Here is a 21,997-nt window from a genome sequence, read left to right on the forward strand (position 1 = left end):
CAAGCACTTCCCACTATGAAGTTTAATTTAGGTGCAGCAAACCCGGTTCATGCTAATGTGAGGGTAGGTTTGCTCTGAAAACACACTCTGATGATTTTTTACAAAACAATAAAGAAACATTATGGATATTGATTTTACGCATATAGAAGGAATTATCTTTGACTTAGACGGTACACTCGTCGCTTCAGAATTAAATTTTTCAGCGATTAAGGCGCACCTGGGTTGTCCCGACACGTCCGATATTCTTGAGTACTTAAGTTCGCTTACTGATGAACAGTCACAACAACAGGCTCATCAATACATTCTCGACCAGGAATTAGCCGACGCGCAGCATGCAGGCTGGCTTGATACGGGAAAATGGCTGGTGAACACTGCGTTATCCAGGCAGCTGCCCATAGCAATTGTAACGCGCAATAGCATTGAGGCCACACGCCTTAAAATAGCCAATAATGCGATTCCTATCGAATTAGTGTTGACTAGGGAGGACGCGCCCCCCAAGCCAGATCCCACCGCTCTGTTATCGATTGCCCGACACTGGGATATCCCACCGAAAAAATGCCTGTATGTAGGCGATTTTATCTATGACGAGCAAGCAGCTAATCGTGCAGGAATGCAATTTTTGATGGTGTAGCTAAGTTTTTGGGATTGGAGGGCGGATTGGTTTAAATGGTTGAATCAAAACAGATAAATTCTTGTTTAATAAAGTTCCTCCATATATCTTATCAACTTGTTTTTCAGATAATTCTAAAAGATTACTTTTGTTTTTACTCTTCACGTTGTTCATAAACCCTCTTTCTTATTCTTAAGTCTAGTTTTATAACTCCCGTTATTATGTAATATGTTTAAGGTTGATAAATCTATAATTAGGACAAGGATAGGGTTCTATGAAAGGAATATGGAAATATGTCCTTATTTTTATAGTTTTAGTCTTTCGTAATGAAGGAATGGCATCTAATGCGTCACCCTTAACGTTTTCAAAAGTTTTTGATGGTCAGTCTACGGGTGTTATTTGGTCAGTGAAAGCGGATCAGGATGGCGTATGGTTAGGTAGCGAGAATGGGCTATTTGGCCTGATTGGAAACAATACTGTTACGTTTAATGAAAATAACTCCATTCTTAGAAATAGCTTCGTTAACGATATTACTGAGTTTTCTGAAGAAAAGTATTGGTTAAGTATTATTGGCGATGGCATTTATGAGCTCAATAGAAAAACACGTCGATTAAAGTATATAGCTGTTGATATAGAAGATATTGCTAACGTTAGGTCGGTAAGTATATCTGACGAATATATAGCTATAAATACTGTTCGAAACCTATACCTTTTAAATAAAGATAACTTTTCAATAATTCTCTCTCTCAGCGCTATTGATGGTGGAACCGCTCATGAAATTACAGAGGTAGCCATATCTGGAAGTACTTTGTGGTGGCTAGATCAGCATCAGGGGTTGCGTAGTGTTTCTGCTAAATCAAAAGCAATCAGCACCTATGATACAAAAAGAAACTTCCCTCTAATAGAAAGTCTCTCAACTTTTTTAGTCGAAGACAATACTTTATTTGTAGCAGGGACTAAAGCGATCTATAAAATGATACTGTCTACCAGTGAAACGTCAGTATTAATATCAAGAAAAAAAACATCAGAGAAAAAGCTTTGGCAACCTGTCCACAAATTAAAAAGAGATCCATCCGGTGTGTTGTGGGTAGCCGCAGAAAGACTTTTCATATTCGACGAGAGCACGAGTAGTCTTAAAGCGCCCCCTCATTTATACCCATTGTTATCGTCTTCAATTATCGAAGTGGTATTAGATTTAGATTTCGATAATATAGGGGGGATCTATGGTGTAGATACTCAAAAAGGGTTGTTCCATTTATCGCAAAAATCACAGGGTACTGCACTCTTGGGTGGTGATTTAGCATTGAGTCGAGAAAACTATGTTGATGTGATGGTAATAGGTGAAGAGCATTTTGTGTTGGGAGGTATGGGCTCGGTAACTATTAGTCGAAATCAGAGTACTCAAGAAAGTGTTATTAATATTGACTCAGAATCTTTTATTTATTTATTGGGGGCAAGCTCTACAAGTATTAAGGTAATTACTAGTAAAGGACAAATTTTTGAAATAGATACTTTGACCAAAAAAACAACAAATATTCAGAATTTAAAAGATTTCGACTTCGGTTTTAGAGGTGTAAAGTCAGTTGCTCGAACTAAGTCAGGAATAGCTGCAATTTTAATTGAAAGCGACTCAGGAAATAGGGTGGTCTTATATAAAGGTGGCCTCGTTTCTATGCTATCAACCGGTGATATACAGAGGTTAGCATTTTCACAGGACGAGTCCTTAATTTCAGCTGTTATTTCAGATGGCATATATAAAACATATTTTACCGAGCAGGGACATCAAACTAAAAAAATCTCTGATTCATTTTTTTATGATGCTTCCTGTTTGTATGAAAGTAAAAACGGCCATATCTGGATATGTACACCTGGCGCGGGGTTATTAAAGGTTGTAGCCGGTAAAACGGAATCTTATCTAGACCGTTTTCCCTTTCGGTATATTCGTGGATTCGCAGCTATAGGTAATTCACACTATCTTATATCAACTAATTCTGGACTTTACTTTTTTGATGACATAAATAGTAACTACACTAGAATACACGCCAGCTACGGTATTTCAGATGTGGACTTTGAATATAACTCTATAGTTTCCTCTCATGGAAAGAGCGTAATAAATGGAGATGATTTTACTTATATCATAGACAATTTTGCATTAAAAAAGCATGTGAAAAGTGCTAGCAGAGAAATTAATCAGGTGCAATTATTTGGTATTGAGGTGTTTGATCATTCTAGAAATACTTATCAAGACATAATGTACCGTATTACAAAAGAAAATTCGAGCTATGGCGTGAAATTATCGGCCGATGAATCTTTTGTAGAGATTCATTTAAGTATCGCAAACTATGCAGAAAATGAGTATTTAAAATTTGAATACCGATTATTGGGTTTTACTGATGCATGGGTCAGTAACGACAGCTCTATCTCTAAGCTTATCTTTTCTTCTCTCCAGCATGGCAGTTATACTTTAGAGGCGCGGGTATCGAATAGTCTGATAGAGCAACCTATTACTCGTTTGCGTATTATTGTTCTTCCCCCCTGGTGGCTTAGCCCTACAGCTTATGGGGTTTACTTTCTTGTGCTGATGGGGGTCATTGGCTACTGTGGTCTTTGGCTTAAGCGTCAGTTTTTTAAACAAGGTAAAGAGCTAAAAGGGCAGGTCCGGGAAAAGCAATCCTTACTCGAAAATACCAACCACTATATACATCATATTCTTGATCGTAAGCAGCAGCTATTTACCAATGTTACTCACGAATTACAGGCACCTATCACATTAATTTCAGGCCCGGTTCGGCAAATTATTGAAAATCCGGATGATGAAGAAAATGCGCGGCGGTTAGAAATGATAGAAGACAACGCCAAACGTTTGCACTTTTTGGTAAATCAGGTTATTGAAATTGAGCGTCTCGAAAGCCTCAAAACATTGCCTTGTCAGAGCTATAATCTTAATACGATTTTCCCCCAACTTATTGGTAATCTCAGCGCCCTGACCGAGCTGCACGGTCAGTCTTTGGAAGCAAAAGTCCGAACACGCGGAGAAATTTTTTTATTGCGCGATTCGTTGGAAAAAATCCTGCTTCATTTGGTCACCGATGCTATTAAAAAGACCCCTCCGGGTGGAAAAATAAATATCAGCGCCCGATGTGAAGCTTTACAGCTTGTGATCAATGTGGCTCATGGCAAAGATGCTGATGGAAAAACCACGTTCAACGACACTCAGACGGCTACCCTTTTTCAGCGCATTGCATGCGATAATGACACCGTATCTGGTCACAGCTGTAATGTAGGTTTGATCCTGGTGAAAGAGCTGGTTCTGGCCAACAAAGGCTGGATTGATATCGAAACACGCCCACAAAAAACCACCAGTATTGTAGTATATCTGCCTTTAGTGTCTTTTGAGCAACCCGATACGACACAGCACCCAGTTCAGGAAAACCAAATTTCAGAGGTACCTGAGACACCACCAACAGATTTGCGTCCCTCGATATTAATTGTTGATGATAATACGGCGTTGCGTTCTTATTTAAACGAGCGTCTGGGTGTAGAGTATCGCTGTATTGAAGCGAATAGTGTGAAAACTGCGTTGGATTTGCTGAAGGTGGTTACCGTTTGTGTGGTGATATGCGATTTAAGAATGCCAAACGAAACCGGGCTGCAGCTTTGTGAGCAGATGCAGCAGGTGCCCTCGTTGCAATCTGTACCATTTATATTATTAGCAACATCTGCTGACGAGTCTGATCTTTCTGGGCCGCTGTTGAAACATATTGATACTGTGTTAAGTAAGCCTGTAGATACAACCCGGCTATTACAACTGGTTGAACGAATAATACTTCGACGTTCTTCCGAGCAAAAGCAAACTCCGATATTACATGAAGCCTCACCTTTTAAACTTCCTGAATTTGACAATGCACGGGATCAGGCATTTTATATCAACTTTCTAAAATTACTGGCTAGTCATTATCAGGATGATAACTTTGGTCGCGCCTTTGCAGCAGACAAGATGGCCACCAGTGAAAGGCAGTTATCGAGAAAGCTTAATGCTTTATTCGAACTGAATTTTACAGATACTTTGAAGTTATATCGATTGCATCAAGCTAAAGCGCTATTGCGAAACGGTTCGCAGGTCACTCAGGTGGCTTATGATGTAGGCTTTGGTACCGCTTCGTATTTTAGCAGTTGCTTTAAAGCGCAGGTAAAAGAAACACCTCGTCAATATCAGGAGCGTTGCCAGACGCCATCAACTTCACAGCGCATGCTTTAGCCATGCTCGTCCAGCAGATTGCCAGAACGTTGAGTCGCTGACTGCATCCCCTGCAATTTATGAGCTTGATGTTCAACTTGTTGTTGAAGCCTTCGTTGGACTTCATTTAACTCATAAAACAGTTCAGGTGAAGGCGTGCGTCCGCTGTCGCGGTGTTCGCGCAGTATTTTAAGCTGAATACTGTGTGCATGTTCACGTAACTGCTGAATTTCTTCTTCACCCGATAATACCGGCCTTCCGTATGCTAATGCAGAGGCTTGTTGACGCTGCGATTCTTCGGCTGCAACTTCCCAGCTTCCGCGAGGCCCGGTTGTATGAATTGTATAAAGAGGTGTTTGCCCATCATCGCGGTCAAACTTCAGCATGCGCGGGACCGAAGCTTTACGACGGTTATCTTTTTTGCTTTTTAGCGCACTGGCAAAAGCGGCCGCTGTATGGCTTCCCGGCTCAGGCGAATCGGTATCGATAGCCTGCGGCGGATTGGCGCGGTATCCAACATGCGAGACCTGAGGCACAGAATATTTTGCCTGCATAAGCCGTGTGGCAAGAGCGGGAAGTTGATTCAGCGTCATAATGATTCCAGTGTCTACCCAAGGTCCCGCTACGCCTTGTTAAACGATAGTAAGGCCTGTAGCGACGTTAAAAAGTGACTTTTTGTGTTTATTGCTAACTATTCGCTGCATAGTAGATGCCAGTTTCTTTTTTAAAACGTAGATATAAAAAAAGATTTAAAAAACCTAATACTGACTATAAGTTAACCAGATGCTGATGGTCAATTGAAACAAAATTTGGTGCGCCGTTTAGAGCACAAACAGACAAGTTATCGAATAATGTGTAAAAATTACCAACACTAAACACAAATAGTGTCAATTTGTTTTACACACCCTGAGGATTTCCCGTGCGTTATTTATTGCTTATTACCATGCTACTTTTTCAAACTACGGGTACAGCGAAATCGCTTGTTCCTTACGCCTCTTCGCCCGTTACCATTGATGGATATGCTAATGAACCGGTCTGGCAACATTCTGAGTTCTCACCTCTTAAATACAATATGGCAGGCGTTACCCCTGACGATGATGACTTTTCCGGTCGTTACAAGCTAGCCTGGAATGAACAACAACTGTATTTATTGGCAGAGATTACGGATGACGTTTTGATTGATACTCACCCTGATCCGAAAATCGCCTATTGGGATGATGATTGCCTGGAAATATTTATAGATGAAGATGCGTCAGGAGGTAACCATTTGTATAGCTTTAATGCATTTGCTTACCACATTGCGCTTGATGGCAACGTTGCTGATATTGGCAATAAACACAACAACAATCAGGTTGTCTTACTCAACGATCATATTGAGTCGGTATGGCGCAGACAAACAAAAGCCCCACACACTATTATCTGGGAAGTTGCCATAAAGCTTTACCCGGATACTTTTAACACTTTCGAGCCAGGCGATTCCGTTATGTTGTTCGATGGCAAAAAAATCGGTTTTATGCTGGCCTATTGTGATAATGACGGCAGTGAAACCCGAGAACACTTTATGGGTTCGCACGATATAACCCCGGTCAATGGGGATAAAAACCGGGGTTATATCGATGCTTCAGTTTTTGGCAAGTTAACACTGTCAAAATAACGGGGTGTTACTGTTCAGTAGGGTGCCGGAGAGAACCGCACCATGGTGTCGGTTATCTCAGCATCGGTGACACGTGCAAAGGTGCCTACAGATAACTGTACAGGGTGACGTTGTTTGCTTACCAGACTGGTTAACGTCGTGCCGTCGTTAGGTGACAAATCAAGATCGTAAAACTGGGCTAACTCGCCCAATGTGACGTCACCGTGAAACAACGCAGCACGGCGCTCAAGCCCGCTTTTCTCAGCCCGTTCAACACTTGAAAATAATGTATTTACATAGCCGTGCAAACGGGGCTGTACGGTCATAAATAAGTAGTCGTTTACAGCCAGCACCGGATGGCTTTGTGGCGTAACCACTTTGTTGTTTCTGATAAGCATGGCAATGTCCACTTCCAGGGGCAGGGGGAGCTCATCAAGAGATCGCCCTATCACTTTGCAGGAGGCATTTAGCTTTATCTCAACCAAATCAGACTCAACATCGCCTAACGAAGGAATTTCTAATTTTTTCGATACACTGGGTACTGGCGGTTCAATAAGTTTAAGCTTACGTGCTACCCAGGGAAGCGAAGAGCCTTGCAGAGTTGCTGAAATTAATACCACGAAAAACACCACGTTAAATACCAGACCAGCTTCGGCAATTCCAAACAACAGCGGAAAAATAGCCAGAATAATAGGCACAGAACCCCGTAAACCCACCCAGGAGATCATGGTAATTTCCCGTAGATTAAAACGGCTGAACGCCAGCATCGGAGCCACTGCCAGAGGCCGCGCTACAAACACTAAAATGACAGCAATCAACAGTCCTTCGGCCCACACCTCCAGCAGCGATGGCGGATTTACTAACAGTCCCAGCATTACAAACATGGCAATTTGACTCAGCCAGGCTAAACCATCTAAAAACAAAAAAGTCGCGTGTTGATACACAAAGCGACTATTACCGATAATAGCGCCGGCGATGAAGGTAGCCAAAAATCCACTGCCATCCAGAGCGGCTGCAACACCAAAAGCAAGGGTGCCGCATACGGCTACCAGCACCGGATACAGCCCCGCAGCGATTAACTTTAAGCGGTTGATCAGTTTAACTGCCAGCCAACCGATGCCTAACCCCGCTAGTGCACCAATACCCATTTGCTTAACAAAGAGCCAGACCATTTCCATCCCAGGGGTCATTTTACTGGTAATCAGGCCCAACAGCCCAACGGTTAAAAAGATGGCCATGGGATCGTTAGATGCGCTTTCAATTTCTAATGTGGATTTGAGTCGGGGACTTATATTGATACCAGCACCACGAAGGATGGAAAAAACCGCTGCGGCGTCGGTCGAGCCAACAATGGCACCGAGCAAAAGTCCAACAAGCGGAGGTATCCCCAAGATGGTCGCCGCGGCAATGCCCGTAATACCAGCGGTAATAGCCACGCCCACCGTGGCTAACAAAGAGGCAGGTTTCCAAGCCATTTTTATGGCAGCTTTTGAGGTTTGCAGCCCACCATCAAACAGAATAATTGCCAACGCTAATGTACCCATAGCATGGGCAGCCTGGGCATCATCAAATGCGATACCACCGATGCCAGCTTCACCTGCCAGCATACCTACAATTAAAAACAGCACCAGCATTGGCAGCCCCAGGCGGGGAGACAACATGCTGGACAAAATCCCGATAAACAGCAATACGGCTGCAATTAATATTTCGAAATCTACCGCAAACATTTCGTACCTTCCGATTAGAGGAGTTAATTTGTACCCGAAGCTCGCGAAATCAATAAGGCAAAGGGGATACGGTCAACGAAGATCGTATAATATACCATACGAGTAACTTTAGATTGTACAGGCTTGCGGCGAAGGTTTTATTAAGGCAGCTGGTTTTGCTGTAGTTGGATAGTTAGTGGGCTTAATGGTTAACAAAGAGGCTAATGGTGGGTGACTAAGTGAAAGACACGGGCCCGTTCAGCTTTTTAGAGTAAAAGGCCAAACAGAACCGTGTAATAGGAGTGCAGGTGTTAGTCACCACCGATAATCTGCACCTGACCCAAATCGGTGTCGCCTTTCAGTGCTTTTAAAATGGCATCCTGAATAAGTGTACGCATGCCATCATCCATGGCCTGGCTTTTCATCTGAGCAACACTACCTTCTTTATAGACCAAAGAACGCAGTTCAGGAGTCATACCTAATAACTCATGTACGCCAGTACGACCTCGATATCCTGTACCTCCGCACTCATCGCAGCCTTTGCCCCGATACAAAGTAATCGCCTTATCAAGGTTAAGTTCGCTAAGGTAGTCTTCTCCATATTGGCGCTGAATAAACCCAGCTTCATCTTCGTTCGCGGTGTAGCTTTCTTTACAATTACCACATAGTGTTCGAATCAGTCGTTGCGCCAGAATACCCACACAGGCATCAGAGAAGTTTACCGGATCGAGTCCTAAATCTAACAAACGGGTGATGGTTTCGGGGGCCGAGTTGGTATGTAGGGTCGACAACACAAGGTGACCCGTGAGTGATGCTTCGATACCGGCGTGAGCGGTTTCTTTATCCCGCATCTCACCAATTAAAATTATATCCGGGTCGGCCCGCAGAAAGGCACGCAAAGCGTTGGCAAAGGTAAAACCGATTTTAGGGCTGACCTGCACCTGCTGCAGTCCGGCCTGAGTAATCTCTACCGGGTCTTCAGCCGTCCAGATTTTTTTCTCAGGGGTATTTAAGTATCCTAGCACGGCATGCAGTGTAGTGGTTTTTCCTGATCCGGTCGGGCCCACTACCAGCAAAATACCATGAGGCTTTTTAATCATGCCTTTTAAACGGCTCATGTTGTTTGCAGCCAGGTTCATTTTATCGATAGGCATGGCGCCCCCAGAGGCGAGGATTCGCATCACAACGCCTTCGCCTGCCACAGTCGGAATAGTCGCTACACGCACTTCAACCAACTGGCCTGCCATTTTAAATGCCAGTTTGCCATCTTGCGGTACCCGCTTTTCGGCAATGTTCAGGTTTGACATTATTTTGATTCGGGCAATAACGGCGCTATGGTGAGAATTGGGCACCTGGCTCATATCCCGGCAAACGCCGTCAATACGCATACGAACGCGGGTAGGGGCGTTTTTTTCCGGATCTATGTGTATGTCTGATGCGTTGAGTCTTTTAGCGTCGTGCAAAATGCGACTGACCAACCGTACTACGGCGGGGGCGTCATCAGATAGTTCGTCAACCTGTTCGTCGTTGTCTTCAGCCGAGGACCCAATTTCATCGAGAATTTCACTCATTTCACCGGGCGCTGCGCCTCCGGCACCTTCACCCAGGTACTGCAGTACATGATTAGGTAAGCCCACCGCAATATCGTAGACATCAATACCCATCGCGCTTTCAATTTCCATTAACAGCGCGGCATTGTTGGGTTCGGCCATCAATACAATCGGATTGTCTCTGACATCAGCAATAACCGCCACAAAATTGCGTTTAAGATAGGACAGGTTCAGTTTGCTATCGGTTTGGTATAAGTGATACTTGTCAGGCTGATAGGTAAAACAAGGCACCTGATAATGCGTAGACAACGAATTGCCGATTTGTTCTTCACTAACGCGATGCTCACTCATCAAACGCTGAACGACCTGGCGATAATCCTGATTTGATTTTAAAATATCTTCTAAAGCGGTGTCGCTGATAAGACCCTGGTGCAATAGCGAGTCGAAGGGGTTGGCCGTGCCTCCTAGCTCGTAACGAAATTTTTTGCCCAGAATGTCAGAAACTTCCTTAGCTAGTTCCAGGTCTTCTTCTTCAAATGTACCGTTGTTCTTATTGATGATCTGCATAACACCCAGCAGGACGCCGGCATTTAATATAGGAACACACAGAATATTATGAGTGCGAAAAGAACCGGTTTTATCAAACTTATCAGCAAAACGTAGCCGTGGGTGTATACGCTGTAGTTCTTCTACGCTGTAAGGATTACGAATAAGCAGAGGCCGCTGCGCCAGGGCGACATAACCAGCAATAGACAGAGGGCTGATAGGCACCTTAATTTCGGTGGTTTCCATGCCCGTTTTAAATCGGGCTACCAAATCCTGATGCTGACGGCGACGCTGAAAAATACTCATGCGGGTGGCATCAAATAGCTTTAATAAAATGCCTTCTAGCTGAGAGTACGCGCCCATTAAAGTAGAGTGGCTACCGAGTGTGTTTTTTATTTCATCCAGCAGCGGCTGGTTATTATTCGCTATCATAGCAATTTTTCTAACTGATCCTTGAAACCTGCCCGTAGCCCTGTACCAGATGACAGCCAGTGGAGAAAACCCTCCACCCTATGCAGTTTCTTATGTGTTTACAAAAGATCTTCACCTTATACCGTTCATTCACGGGCAGCAATGTTAATTGGCTCATATTGACCTTAAAGCTAATATAGCAAAAACCATAGTAAAGACAAAAAGTAAGCTTAAAACACAGGCGTATGCTTTTAACTAACATAAACCGGGCTAGTTAGACGGCCGACTGGGGGCAGTCGTGAGGTAAAACGTGCGGCAAATTAGGAGGTTAACTTACGCAATAAATAGTAATTGTATAAGGCAGTATTTATAACAAAGACGTTTTAGATAAACCTGCAGCAGTGAGTGCCCGGCCGGTGATAATCAGCCAGCTGTAGTTGTTGGTTTTTATAAGGACGCTGGCTTTCTACCGTAAAAGACCGTTTATTCCCACTCATACATTCTGGTGTCATCGCATCAGCCAAACACGCTCACTTTTTCTTCAAATAGCGCTTGATTAATACCTCAAACTATATATAATGCGCGCCTCTGCCCAGTAATGGGTATTAAGAAGTTTTAGCCGCAACCACACTGCTTTTAGGGTGGATGCCAACGTGACGGATAGAGTCCTGGCGGATTCAACACTGTTACTGGCGTGCTAGAAAAAGAACAGGGTTCCGATATGGAACCACCGGTTTACGCACATCTTTTCTTCCCATCAAATAAAGGGAGAGAAAGGGTGAATTTTTTTGTTCTTTCGATTGGAGCTTAATCGATGCCAAATCAAAGAATTCGTATTCGTTTGAAAGCGTTTGATCACAAGTTGATCGATCAGTCTACGGCTGAAATCGTTGAAACGGCGAAACGTACTGGTGCTCAGGTCAGCGGTCCAATTCCTCTGCCTACTCGCAAAGAACGCTATACGGTGTTGACATCTCCTCACGTGAATAAAGACGCACGTGACCAATATGAGATTCGTACTCACAAGCGTTTGGTAGACATCATTGAGCCGACTGATAAAACAGTTGACGCTCTGATGCGTTTGGACTTGGCTGCCGGCGTTGATGTTCAAATCAGCCTGGGCTAACAAGAGAGGGTTATAACAATGGCGATTGGTCTAGTCGGTCGTAAAGTGGGCATGACTCGCGTCTTCACTGAAGATGGTACGTCTATCCCTGTGACTGTTATTGAAGCGACCCCGAACCGTGTTACTCAGTTACGCACTGATGAAACCGACGGTTATCGCGCTCTTCAGGTTACAGCTGGAACCAAGAAAGCGAACCGTGTCAACAAAGCTGCAGCAGGTCATTTTGCTAAAGCCGGTGTTGAAGCAGGTCGTTCTCTGGTGGAGTTCCGCCTTGAAGAAAACGAAGGTGGCGAAATTGAAGTGGGCAGTGAAATCACTGTTGAAATCTTCAACGACACCAAAAAGATTGATGTGACTGGCACCTCAAAGGGTAAAGGTTTCGCGGGTGCAATTAAGCGTTGGAACTTTACAGCGCAACGTGCAACTCACGGTAACTCTTTGTCTCACCGTGCACCTGGTTCGATTGGTCAAAACCAATCACCTGGTAAAGTTTTCAAAGGCAAAAAAATGGCAGGTCAGCTTGGTAACAAGAAAGTGACTACGCAGTCTTTGGAAGTGGTACGTGTAGACGTAGAAAATAACCTTATCTTGGTTAAAGGTGCCGTACCTGGCGCAACGGGCGGCGATGTTATCGTCAAGCCTGCTGTTAAAGCGTAACGTCTGGGGAGTGAACTGATGGAATTAACATTGAAAGACGCGCAGAGCGCTCTTGAAGTATCCGAAGCGACCTTTGGACGTGAATTCAACGAAGCCCTGGTACACCAGGTAGTTGTTGCATACGGCGCCGGCGCTCGTCAGGGTACAAAAGCACAAAAAACACGTGCTGAAGTTCGCGGTGGTGGTAAGAAACCATGGCGTCAAAAAGGTACTGGCCGTGCGCGTGCTGGTACTATCCGCAGCCCAATTTGGGTTGGTGGTGGCCGTGCGTTTGCTGCTAAGCCTCGTGATCACGAGCAAAAAGTTAACAAGAAAATGTACCGTGGTGCGATCAAAAGCATCCTATCAGAACTGATTCGTCAGGATCGTATGGTAGTGGTAGAAAAGTTCGGTGTTGATACACCTAAAACTAAAGCCCTTGTTGGCAAGCTAAACGAACTAGAACTGAAAGATGTTCTAATCGTAACGTCAGAAGTAGAAGAAAATCTATTTTTGGCCGCACGTAACCTATACAAGGTTGACGTTCGTGATGTAGCTGGTATCGACCCGGTAAGTCTGATTGCATTTGAAAAAGTGCTTATCACTGCAGATGCAGTGAAACAGCTTGAGGAGTCGTTAGCATGAACGAAGAACGTCTACTAAAGGTGCTTGTAGCACCTCACGTATCGGAAAAATCGACTCTGGCTGCTGAATCAGGCAACACAGTTGTATTTAAGGTAGCGAAAGACGCGACTAAAGCTGAAGTGAAAGCAGCCGTACAAAAGCTGTTTGAAGTTGAAGTTGAAGGTGTTCGCACTGTGAACGTTAAGGGTAAATCTAAACGTCACGGTTCGTCTTTCGGTAAACGCAGCGACTGGAAAAAAGCGTATGTTTCGCTTAAAGAAGGTCAGGACATCGACTTTGTCGGTGGCGCTGAGTAAGAAGGGGATTAGAAATGCCATTAATGAAAGCTAAGCCAACTTCTGCCGGTCGTCGTCACGTTGTTAAGGTTGTTAACCACGACCTTCACAAAGGTGCACCTTATGCACCCCTGCTGGAAAAAAACAGCAAGTCTGGCGGTCGTAACAACAATGGTCGTATTACAGTACGTCACGTGGGTGGTGGTCATAAACATCACTACCGCCTGATTGACTTTAAACGCAACAAAGACGGCATTGTCGGTACAGTTGAGCGTTTAGAATATGATCCAAACCGTTCTGCAAACATTGCGTTAATTTTGTACGCAGACGGTGAGCGTCGTTACATCCTTGCACCTAAAGGCATGAAGTCTGGTGACCAGATTCAATCTGGTACTCAGTCGCCTATTAAAGCTGGTAATACTTTGCCAATGCGCAATGTTCCAGTAGGTTCGGTTGTACACGCTATTGAAATGAAGCCTGGCAAGGGTGCACAAATTGCACGTTCTGCTGGTGCTTACGCTCAGATCCTGGCCCGTGACGGAAACTACGTTACATTGCGTCTGCGTTCTGGCGAAGTGCGTAAAGTATTGTCTGATTGCCGCGCCACCATTGGTGAAGTGGGTAATGCAGAGCATATGCTACGTTCACTGGGTAAAGCAGGCGCAAGCCGCTGGCGTGGTGTTCGTCCTACCGTTCGTGGTGTTGCCATGAACCCGGTTGACCACCCACACGGTGGTGGTGAAGGACGTACATCGGGTGGCCGTCACCCAGTATCACCTTGGGGTACTCCTACTAAAGGTAAGAAGACCCGAAGCAACAAGCGTACTGATAAACTTATCGTACGTCGTCGTAACAAATAAAGCGAGGATTCACCATGCCACGTTCTCTCAAGAAAGGTCCATTTATCGACCTTCACTTGCTGAAGAAGGTAGAGGCTGCAGTGGAAAAGAACGAGCGTAAACCAATTAAAACCTGGTCACGCCGTTCTATGATCATCCCAGATATGATTGGGTTGACCATTGCGGTCCATAACGGTCGCCAGCACGTTCCAGTCATCATCAGCGATGAAATGGTCGGCCATAAGTTGGGCGAATTTGCGCCAACGCGTACTTACCGCGGCCATGTCGCGGATAAGAAAAGCAAACGTTAAGGGGTAGGAAGATGGAAGCATTAGCTAAACACCGTTTTGCCCGCACGTCTGCTCAAAAAGCACGCTTGGTTGCGGATCAAGTTCGCGGGATGCATGTCGAAAAAGCACTTGAGCTTTTAACATACAGCCCTAAGAAAAGCGCTGCGCTTGTCAAGAAGGTACTAGAGTCTGCTGTTGCTAACGCAGAGCATAACGAAGGTGCTGACATTGATGAACTGCGCGTTGCAAAGATTTTTGTTGACGAAGGTCCAACAATGAAACGTATCAAGCCACGCGCCAAAGGCCGGGCTGACCGTATCTTTAAACGCAGCAGTCACATCACTGTGGTTGTAGCGGATAACTAGGAGTAGATAATGGGACAGAAGGTACATCCTACAGGTATACGCCTGGGTATCAGCAAACCATGGACTTCTACCTGGTACGCTAATACCGCAGATTATGCAGATAACCTGTACAACGATCATTTGGTACGTCAGTACCTGACAAAGAAACTGAAAAACGCTTCACTGTCAAAAATCGTTATCGAGCGTCCAGCGAAGAGCATCCGTGTGACAATTCACACTGCTCGTCCGGGTGTTGTTATCGGTAAAAAAGGTGAAGACGTAGAAAAGCTGCGTAACCATGTATCTAAGCTGGCCGGCGTGCCTGCTCAGATTAACATTGCTGAAGTACGCAAGCCTGAGCTTGATGGTCAGCTAGTTGCTGATAGCATCTCAAGCCAGCTTGAGCGTCGTGTAATGTTCCGTCGTGCTATGAAGCGTGCGGTACAAAATGCAATGCGCCTTGGTGCTAAAGGTATCAAAGTAGAAGTTAGCGGTCGTTTAGGCGGTGCAGAGATTGCCCGTACTGAATGGTACCGTGAAGGTCGTGTTCCTCTGCACACATTCCGTGCAGACATCGACTATGCAACATCTGAAGCAGCGACTACTTACGGTATCATCGGCGTTAAAGTATGGATCTTCAAAGGTGAGGTTCTGGGCGGTCTGCCTACAAACCAAGAGCAGCCTCCTGCTCAACCTAAGAAGAAAGGCCGCAGCGCTAAGCGAGAGGGCTAATCATGTTACAACCTAAGCGTACGAAATTTCGTAAACAGCATAAAGGTCGTAACCGTGGTCTTGCTGTTGCTGGTAGCAAAGTAAGCTTCGGTACCTATGGCCTGAAAGCAGTTGGTCGTGGTCGTATGACTGCGCGCCAAATCGAAGCAGCGCGTCGTGCTATGACTCGTCACGTTAAGCGTCAAGGTAAAATCTGGATTCGGGTTTTCCCTGACAAGCCAATTACTGAGAAGCCTCTTGAGGTTCGTCAAGGTAAAGGTAAAGGTAACGTTGAGTACTGGGTATGCCAGATTCAACCTGGCCGTGTTCTTTATGAGATGGAAGGTGTTCCTGAAGCTCTGGCACGCGAGGCGTTTGAACTGGCAGCGGCAAAACTGCCATTTAAAACAACCTTTGTAACTCGGACGGTGATGTAATGAAAGCGACTGAACTGAAAGACAAAAGCGTAGAAGAGCTGAATGCAGAGTTATTAAACCTGCTACGCGAACAGTTCAATCTGCGCATGCAGCACTCGACCGGTCAGCTTGAAAAATCTGATCAGTTGAAAAAAGTGCGTCGTACCATCGCGCGTGTTAAAACCATTCTGACTCAAAAGGCTGATGCGTAATGACTGAAAAAAATATTCGTACAGTTCAAGGTCGTGTGGTTAGCAACAAAATGGATAAAACCATCACAGTTGTGGTTGAGCGATTCGTTAAACATCCTATCTACGGGAAGTTTATGAAGCGTTCTACTAAGTTGCACGCTCACGACGAAGACAATGTATGTAACCAGGGCGATCTTGTGAGTATTCGCGAATGTCGTCCTTTGTCTAAGAACAAAACTTGGGCATTGGTTAACGTTGTAGAAAAAGCTGGTGTGTAAACACTAACTCTTTCTTAAAAAAGCCGCTCCTTCTGGAGCGGCTTTTTTGTGTCTGAAGCTTTGTGCTAGTAATGGCTATGAATCCTCACATCTTCTGAATCTAACAAAAAATATTCCCGCCCCCAGACCAAAACGACGGTTTCTTATCTTTCAATTCGTTAAATTTATTATCAAACAATAAGCCATTATTGTGGCCCTTGTTGGCTGTCTTTGTTTTTCAAAGATATCTGTATTCAGACCACGATACGCAAATTCACCGCTATTGGGCTTGTTCTTAAATAGCTTGCAGAACGCCTAAAAACAGGCCTCTGATGTGTGTGTCCAACTGAAAAACGGTGGGTGTCCAATCCACGTTCCAATCCACGTTTAGCCCTTGTTGGCTGTCTTTATGTTTTCAAAAATATCTGTAGGTGACAGTTAAAAGTGGGTGTCCAACTGCAAAACCGTGGGTGTCCAATCCATGAATGCTTTCAGACCACGATACGCAAATTCACCGCTATTGGGCTTGTTCTTAAATAGCTTGCAGAACGCCTAAAAACAGGCCACCGATGTGTGTGTCCGGGTTACTGTTGATGGCAGCTAAGAAGTGGGTGTTCAGTCGAAAAACGGTGGGTGTCCAACCCACGTTTCCAATCCACGTTTAGCCCTTGTTGGCTGTCTTTAGGTTTGCAAAGATATCTGTAGGTGACAGATAAAAGTGGGTGTCCAATTGCAAAACCGTGGGTGTCCAATCCATGCTATAAAAATCTTTTCAGATTTATCTGTATTCAGACCACAATACGCAAATTCACCACTATTGGGCTTGTTCTTAAATAGCTTGCAGAAGGCCGCAAACAGGCGACTAATGCATGTCCAGTAGGCTAAGCTGGGCTTGCTTATATAACAATGTGAAACTATAGCGCTAAAGCTTAGGGCAACAATGTACTGTAGCCTCTAGTCATTCTGTTATTTAGGGATCTTTTTTTTACGGCGGCTCATATAGCGCTGGACGCTATTGATTGTGTCATTACAATGACTACTCTTTCGCGACAGACTTATTGCCTGATAACGAAAATAATTTTAATTTTATCAGCAGCTACTTATCAGCTTCAAAATAAACAGGCCGAAGCAGCCGTTTCATAAGGATATTTGTGAGCAGACCACCCCCACGTTTTACCCCTACCTTATCTCAAAAAATAATGCGTGGAGTATATTCAGTCTTGGTGTGGTTGGTGATCCCTTTCGCAATAATAAAACTTTTCAGGCGTAATACCGATACGCTATTGTCAAGCCGCGCGCAATTAGCTCAGCGTTTTGGTGTCGTACAAAAGCCCAGGCGTACCGGGGGGTATTTATTTCACTGTGTTTCGGTAGGAGAGGTTGTCGCAGCGTCCTGTGTTATAAACAAACTGTTGGCGCATGAACCTCACACCCCTATTACTTTAACCACCACCACCACCACGGGCGCCGAGCGGGTAAGAACAATTTACGGCGATAAGGTACAGCACAGCTATTTACCGTTTGACTCGGCAGACGCAATGCGGCGACTGTTGGAGCGTATTAAGCCTAAAGCGGTCGTTATTACTGAGGTAGAATTATGGCCAAATATGCTGCATCGCTGTTGGCAAAAAGCCATTCCGGTAGTGCTTATCAACGCTCGAATGACCGACCGCTCAGCCCGACGCTATCAAAAAATATCTGCCTTATTCTCACCAATGTTGCAAAAATTAGCCTATGTCTGTGCGCAGGGGCAGCGTGATTATGACAATTATCTCAGGTTAGGTATGCCTGTTGAAAAGTTGATACTCACGAATAATATAAAGTTTGATCAGGCCGTGGCCAATACCACAGACAATGCGCTTTTGACGCTTAACTCTGAACGCCCAATAATCGTTGCCGGCAGCACTCACGATCCTGAAGAACTAATATTGCTCAATGCGGTTAATGAACTGCGTCCACACTTTCCACAGGTATTGCTGGTTTTGGTACCTCGGCACCCTGAGCGCTTTAGTGTAGTCGCTAACCTTCTTGCCGAGCGTGAGATTTCATACGTGAAGACCAGCGAAACCCGTAATATAGAAGCAGACTGTGAGGTCGTTTTGCTTGACCAAATGGGTCTTTTGAATCAGGCTTACCAGCAAGCGGATATTGCCTTTGTCGGTGGGTCGCTAGCTAATCGTGGGGGCCATAATGCCTTAGAGCCAGCGGCGTTGTCTAAGCCGGTAATTATGGGCCCCCACAGGTATAATAACCCGGTTATATGCGAGTACCTTGAGCAAAACGGCGCTTTAAAACTGGCCCGAGACCAAGCAGAGTTGTCGGATGTTTTATCTTTGTGGCTGGCAAATCATTCGTTGGCCCAGGCGGCCGGTCATGCCGGATATCAGGTATTGCAGGAGAATAAGGGCGCATTAGACAAAACCCTCTTATGTATAAGCAACTCCCTTACATCTAAGGGCTAGCAACATTGATAAAGCTGAGTGATAACAGCATAGCCTTAGGCTGATTCACACCTAAAGTCTAATTCACCTGTTTGGCGAGTTTGTTAGTATCAGATTGAACGACGTAGTAAGCAAAAAAAATAACAATATGTTGGCGATTGCTGGCGCTAAACTGTCGTTAGTTAAAGGGAGGTTGCACTCTGTCCTTATTACGACAGAGTGCATTTTTTCTAGACGGCCTTATCTTCGGGTCTTATCAGACTTATTAAACGCCAGTTTGCCTGTGCTTTAATTTCTTGTCCAAACAATACCACATGCGTTTTATTAGAAGGGTCAATCGCTATCAGCGGCGTTACCCGACCTCCATACGTTTCCAGATAATCGTCATAGGAAAACTCGTCAGTTAACCTTGTGGTTTTAATTACCGATCCCTGACCTACAGAATTCGCCAGGTAACCATAAGTTACCCCTTCATCAAACAGTGTCATGCGGTTCGCATAGTGTTTTCCAACCTGATGGCTGGCACGAGTGGATTGCTCGTTGTTGGTCAGCCCCCATACCTTGTCTTTACCCAACGTATACTCGAAATGATAAGAGATAAGCGGGTTAAGCTGTTTGTAGGGTGACATAACCAAGACCGTTCCTATGCGACTCATGTCCATATGTCGAGCGGCGTGATCTGACGCAGGATTGCCAAAATAAGCAGGGGTCTCCTGCATCCGGGTCACTTTAATTGCATCCCAGTTAGTATCGGCAATAACCACAGGAATTTCCTGGTTTTGCATTTCTTCGGCTAACATACGGTTGAACTTACTACCGCCAAATATCAAAAAGCCATTAGGGGGTGGCGCACGCATTTTCAACATTTGAGCGACCGGTTTGGCTGTTAAGCTCTGAATTACCACTGTAGTAATAATGACCAGGAACACTATAGGTACAATAATACCGGCCCCTTCAAATCCAATTTCTTCAAGCTTAATCGAAAAAAGAGCCGATACCGCTGCCGCCACTATCCCCCGCGGCGCTATCCAGCTTAACAATGCTAATTCTCGCCAGTTGAGGTCTGTGCCTATGGCCGAAATCGCTACCGACAAGGGGCGCGCCACAAACATAATAGAAACCAGTACAATGATGGCCCCGGCCCCAAGGCCGGTAATGGCATCTAGTTGAAGTCGCGAAGCCAACAAAATAAACAACCCCGAGATTAACAGTACACTCAACGTCTCTTTAAATTCTAAAATATCCTCAACTTCGACATCTTTCATATTGGCCAATACCATTCCTAAAATGGTAACGGCTAATAGGCCAGATTCATGAGCAACATAATTAGAGGCGGCGAATACGCCCAACATAATGGTAAGTACTGCGGTATTTTGTAAGTAATGAGGGATCCACTTTTTACGTAAACAAACGCCAAGTGCATAGCCGCCCAATACCCCAAGACCCACGCCAATACCAATGGTTTTACCAAAGATAAACAAAGTATGCATGACGGCTTCAGATTGCGAAGCAACAATATATTCATACACCAGCACCGCCAGCAAAGCGCCGATAGGGTCTATGATGATCCCTTCCCAACGCAAAATATTGGCGGTATTGGTTTTGGGACGCACGGTTCGAATCATGGGTACAATAACCGTAGGCCCGGTCACCGTTACAATTGCCCCAAACAAAAACGCCAACTGCCACGAGAGGTCTAAGGCATAACGAGATACCACTGCAGCAACTATCCAGGTTACCAGTACTCCGACACTACACAGGTTTCGCACCATATTGCCGTGGCCACGAATATCACTGAGCTTAAGTGTGAGTGAACCTTCAAACAAAATAATGGCCACTGACAATGATACGACCGGAAAGAACAGATCGCCAAAAAGGTCATCGGCATTGAGTAGTCCCAGTACCGGACCCACAAGAATACCGACAACTAACAGTGGCAGAATGGCAGGTAAACGTATTTTGTAAGCCAGAAACTGACAGGCAATAGATAGCAGGCCTACACCTACTAAGCTTATGAGGGGATCGGACAAGGCATATTTTCCTTATACATTGAAGCCGGCCGTTAGTATCGAGATTGACTACGGCTTATTTTTATTTTCGTCTGCGTCTTAATACTGAACAAAGTATCAGACGGATGACAATTCATATGATTCAGCTAATACAAAATGCTGCTGTTTTACAATAATTTAGTCTTGTATCGGTCAAAACACCTATTAGACTGTTTGGTATCAGGGTTTAGGTAAGCAAGGACACAAACAATATGACACAAATGCACAATAAAACCGCGCCGTGGTTTTATCGACTGATTGTGATAGTTACTATTTTAGCATTACCCGCATGTAGCGCATCAGATTCTTTTTCTCAACTGTCGGCGCAGGTAATAGAAAGTCACCGGCTTGAGTCTCAATTAAACGAAACTTCCGGATTGGTCTGTACCGCTGATACTGCAATTACGCTGAACGATTCTGGCAATAAAGCTGCGTTATATCGTATTGATGCAAAGGGTCATATTCAACATCATCAACTGCTTAGTTTTGATAACCATGATTTTGAAGCCGTCACCGCCGATGATGAATTCTTTTATATTGGGGATGTCGGTAATAACCGCGGCCAGCGGCCCTACGTTTATATTCAGCAGGTTTCACGCAGTAATTTCAAAAAGCAGCAAACCTTAAAGATAACTTATACGGGCAATGTCCCTGGGCAAAATCGTCCTTACGCCCATGATTATGATGCTGAAGCTTTAGTGAGCCGTGATGATCATTTACTGTTGTTTTCCAAAAGCTGGGCCACGGAAAAAGTGAAGGTGTACCGCATAGCAAAAGACAACAAAAATCAGACGGTAGAGCCTGTTGCCCATATTGAGGGCTTGCCTGGGTTAGTTACCGGCGCTGACTGGGATGTCGCGAACCAGCGCTATGTTTTGGTGGGGTATGAACCCAGTCCTATTGGCTTATTTGAAGCATTTGTCGCGGTGGTAACGCCTGACTTTACAATAGAGGGCGTGGCCAGGCTTGACCAGTTTGCTCAGGTAGAGGGCGTGTGTGTTAAAGATGCCTCGCACATTTGGCTAACACAAGAAAGCACGCCGCTTGACTCGGCGCGTCTTGGGGTGGTGCAGCTGTCTCAATAA

Annotated in this window: 20 protein-coding genes; 16 read left to right on the forward strand and 4 right to left on the reverse strand. The window is 44.8% G+C overall.

Going from position 1 to position 21,997, the window contains the following annotated elements; all coding sequences use genetic code 11:
• Positions 1–121: 121 nt before the first annotated feature.
• Together JK130_RS05815 and JK130_RS05820 are read left to right on the forward strand one after the other, a co-directional pair.
• Entirely contained in the window at positions 122–631 is a 510-nt protein-coding gene (locus JK130_RS05815; RefSeq protein ID WP_218353308.1) for an HAD family hydrolase, read from the forward strand.
• 253 nt (positions 632–884) lie between these two features.
• The gene (locus tag JK130_RS05820) at positions 885–4,868 is read left to right on the forward strand and encodes a helix-turn-helix domain-containing protein (RefSeq protein WP_218353309.1); all 3,984 of its coding nucleotides are present in this window, start codon (positions 885–887) and stop codon (positions 4,866–4,868) included.
• On the opposite strand, the gene JK130_RS05825 is transcribed toward JK130_RS05820, so the two are convergent.
• Positions 4,865–5,440 (reverse strand): hypothetical protein, encoded by a 576-nt coding sequence (locus JK130_RS05825; RefSeq protein ID WP_218353310.1) that lies wholly within the window; start codon positions 5,438–5,440, stop codon positions 4,865–4,867. The two genes, JK130_RS05820 and JK130_RS05825, sit on opposite strands and share 4 nt — an antisense overlap.
• Before the next feature lie 326 nt (positions 5,441–5,766).
• Here JK130_RS05825 and JK130_RS05830 point away from each other — a divergent pair, with 326 nt between their 5' ends.
• Positions 5,767–6,501 carry a sugar-binding protein gene (locus JK130_RS05830; protein WP_425514591.1) on the forward strand — a complete coding sequence of 245 codons (735 nt, stop codon included), beginning with the start codon at positions 5,767–5,769 and terminating at the stop codon, positions 6,499–6,501.
• A gap of 14 nt (positions 6,502–6,515) precedes the next feature.
• On the opposite strand, the gene JK130_RS05835 is transcribed toward JK130_RS05830, so the two are convergent.
• Both JK130_RS05835 and JK130_RS05840 read right to left on the reverse strand, forming a co-directional pair.
• Positions 6,516–8,207 carry a potassium/proton antiporter gene (locus JK130_RS05835; protein ID WP_218353312.1) on the reverse strand — a complete coding sequence of 564 codons (1,692 nt, stop codon included), beginning with the start codon at positions 8,205–8,207 and terminating at the stop codon, positions 6,516–6,518.
• Positions 8,208–8,497: 290 nt separating this feature from the next.
• Complete coding sequence (locus tag JK130_RS05840; protein WP_218353313.1) at positions 8,498–10,714, reverse strand: GspE/PulE family protein; 2,217 nt, start codon at positions 10,712–10,714, stop codon at positions 8,498–8,500.
• 793 nt (positions 10,715–11,507) lie between these two features.
• Here JK130_RS05840 and rpsJ point away from each other — a divergent pair.
• The 12 genes from rpsJ (at position 11,508) to waaA (ending at position 18,885) form a co-directional block, all read left to right on the forward strand.
• A complete protein-coding gene (gene rpsJ, locus JK130_RS05845) occupies positions 11,508–11,819 on the forward strand; it encodes a 30S ribosomal protein S10 (protein ID WP_006012796.1) in 312 nt (103 codons plus the stop codon).
• Positions 11,820–11,837: 18 nt separating this feature from the next.
• Entirely contained in the window at positions 11,838–12,476 is a 639-nt protein-coding gene (rplC, locus tag JK130_RS05850; protein WP_218353314.1) for a 50S ribosomal protein L3, read from the forward strand.
• A gap of 18 nt (positions 12,477–12,494) precedes the next feature.
• Entirely contained in the window at positions 12,495–13,100 is a 606-nt protein-coding gene (gene rplD, locus JK130_RS05855; protein ID WP_218353316.1) for a 50S ribosomal protein L4, read from the forward strand.
• Positions 13,097–13,396 (forward strand): 50S ribosomal protein L23, encoded by a 300-nt coding sequence (rplW, locus tag JK130_RS05860; protein WP_218353317.1) that lies wholly within the window; start codon positions 13,097–13,099, stop codon positions 13,394–13,396. The genes rplD and rplW overlap by 4 nt, the downstream gene beginning before the upstream one ends.
• A gap of 14 nt (positions 13,397–13,410) precedes the next feature.
• Complete coding sequence (gene rplB, locus JK130_RS05865; RefSeq protein WP_218353318.1) at positions 13,411–14,235, forward strand: 50S ribosomal protein L2; 825 nt, start codon at positions 13,411–13,413, stop codon at positions 14,233–14,235.
• A 14-nt stretch (positions 14,236–14,249) separates the two neighbouring features.
• Complete coding sequence (gene rpsS, locus JK130_RS05870) at positions 14,250–14,525, forward strand: 30S ribosomal protein S19 (protein ID WP_013785731.1); 276 nt, start codon at positions 14,250–14,252, stop codon at positions 14,523–14,525.
• A gap of 11 nt (positions 14,526–14,536) precedes the next feature.
• A complete protein-coding gene (gene rplV / locus JK130_RS05875; protein ID WP_195810563.1) occupies positions 14,537–14,869 on the forward strand; it encodes a 50S ribosomal protein L22 in 333 nt (110 codons plus the stop codon).
• A gap of 9 nt (positions 14,870–14,878) precedes the next feature.
• Complete coding sequence (rpsC, locus tag JK130_RS05880; protein ID WP_195810562.1) at positions 14,879–15,580, forward strand: 30S ribosomal protein S3; 702 nt, start codon at positions 14,879–14,881, stop codon at positions 15,578–15,580.
• A 2-nt stretch (positions 15,581–15,582) separates the two neighbouring features.
• Entirely contained in the window at positions 15,583–15,996 is a 414-nt protein-coding gene (gene rplP / locus JK130_RS05885; protein ID WP_195810561.1) for a 50S ribosomal protein L16, read from the forward strand.
• The gene (gene rpmC, locus JK130_RS05890) at positions 15,996–16,187 is read left to right on the forward strand and encodes a 50S ribosomal protein L29 (RefSeq protein ID WP_218353319.1); all 192 of its coding nucleotides are present in this window, start codon (positions 15,996–15,998) and stop codon (positions 16,185–16,187) included. The genes rplP and rpmC overlap by 1 nt, the downstream gene beginning before the upstream one ends.
• A complete protein-coding gene (gene rpsQ / locus JK130_RS05895; RefSeq protein WP_218353320.1) occupies positions 16,187–16,444 on the forward strand; it encodes a 30S ribosomal protein S17 in 258 nt (85 codons plus the stop codon). The genes rpmC and rpsQ overlap by 1 nt, the downstream gene beginning before the upstream one ends.
• A 1,130-nt stretch (positions 16,445–17,574) precedes the next feature.
• Positions 17,575–18,885 (forward strand): lipid IV(A) 3-deoxy-D-manno-octulosonic acid transferase, encoded by a 1,311-nt coding sequence (gene waaA / locus JK130_RS05900; RefSeq protein WP_343210983.1) that lies wholly within the window; start codon positions 17,575–17,577, stop codon positions 18,883–18,885.
• Positions 18,886–19,094: 209 nt separating this feature from the next.
• Here the strand turns inward: waaA and JK130_RS05905 are convergent, their stop codons facing one another.
• Entirely contained in the window at positions 19,095–20,894 is a 1,800-nt protein-coding gene (locus JK130_RS05905) for a cation:proton antiporter (RefSeq protein ID WP_218353322.1), read from the reverse strand.
• A gap of 230 nt (positions 20,895–21,124) precedes the next feature.
• Between JK130_RS05905 and JK130_RS05910 the strand changes: the two genes are divergently transcribed.
• Positions 21,125–21,997, forward strand: a complete 873-nt coding sequence (locus JK130_RS05910; RefSeq protein WP_218353324.1) for a hypothetical protein — start codon at positions 21,125–21,127, stop codon at positions 21,995–21,997.

Origin of the sequence: Alteromonas lipotrueiana (assembly GCF_019249245.1) — a bacterium.
GTDB classification, from domain to species: Bacteria; Pseudomonadota; Gammaproteobacteria; order Enterobacterales; family Alteromonadaceae; genus Alteromonas; species Alteromonas lipotrueiana.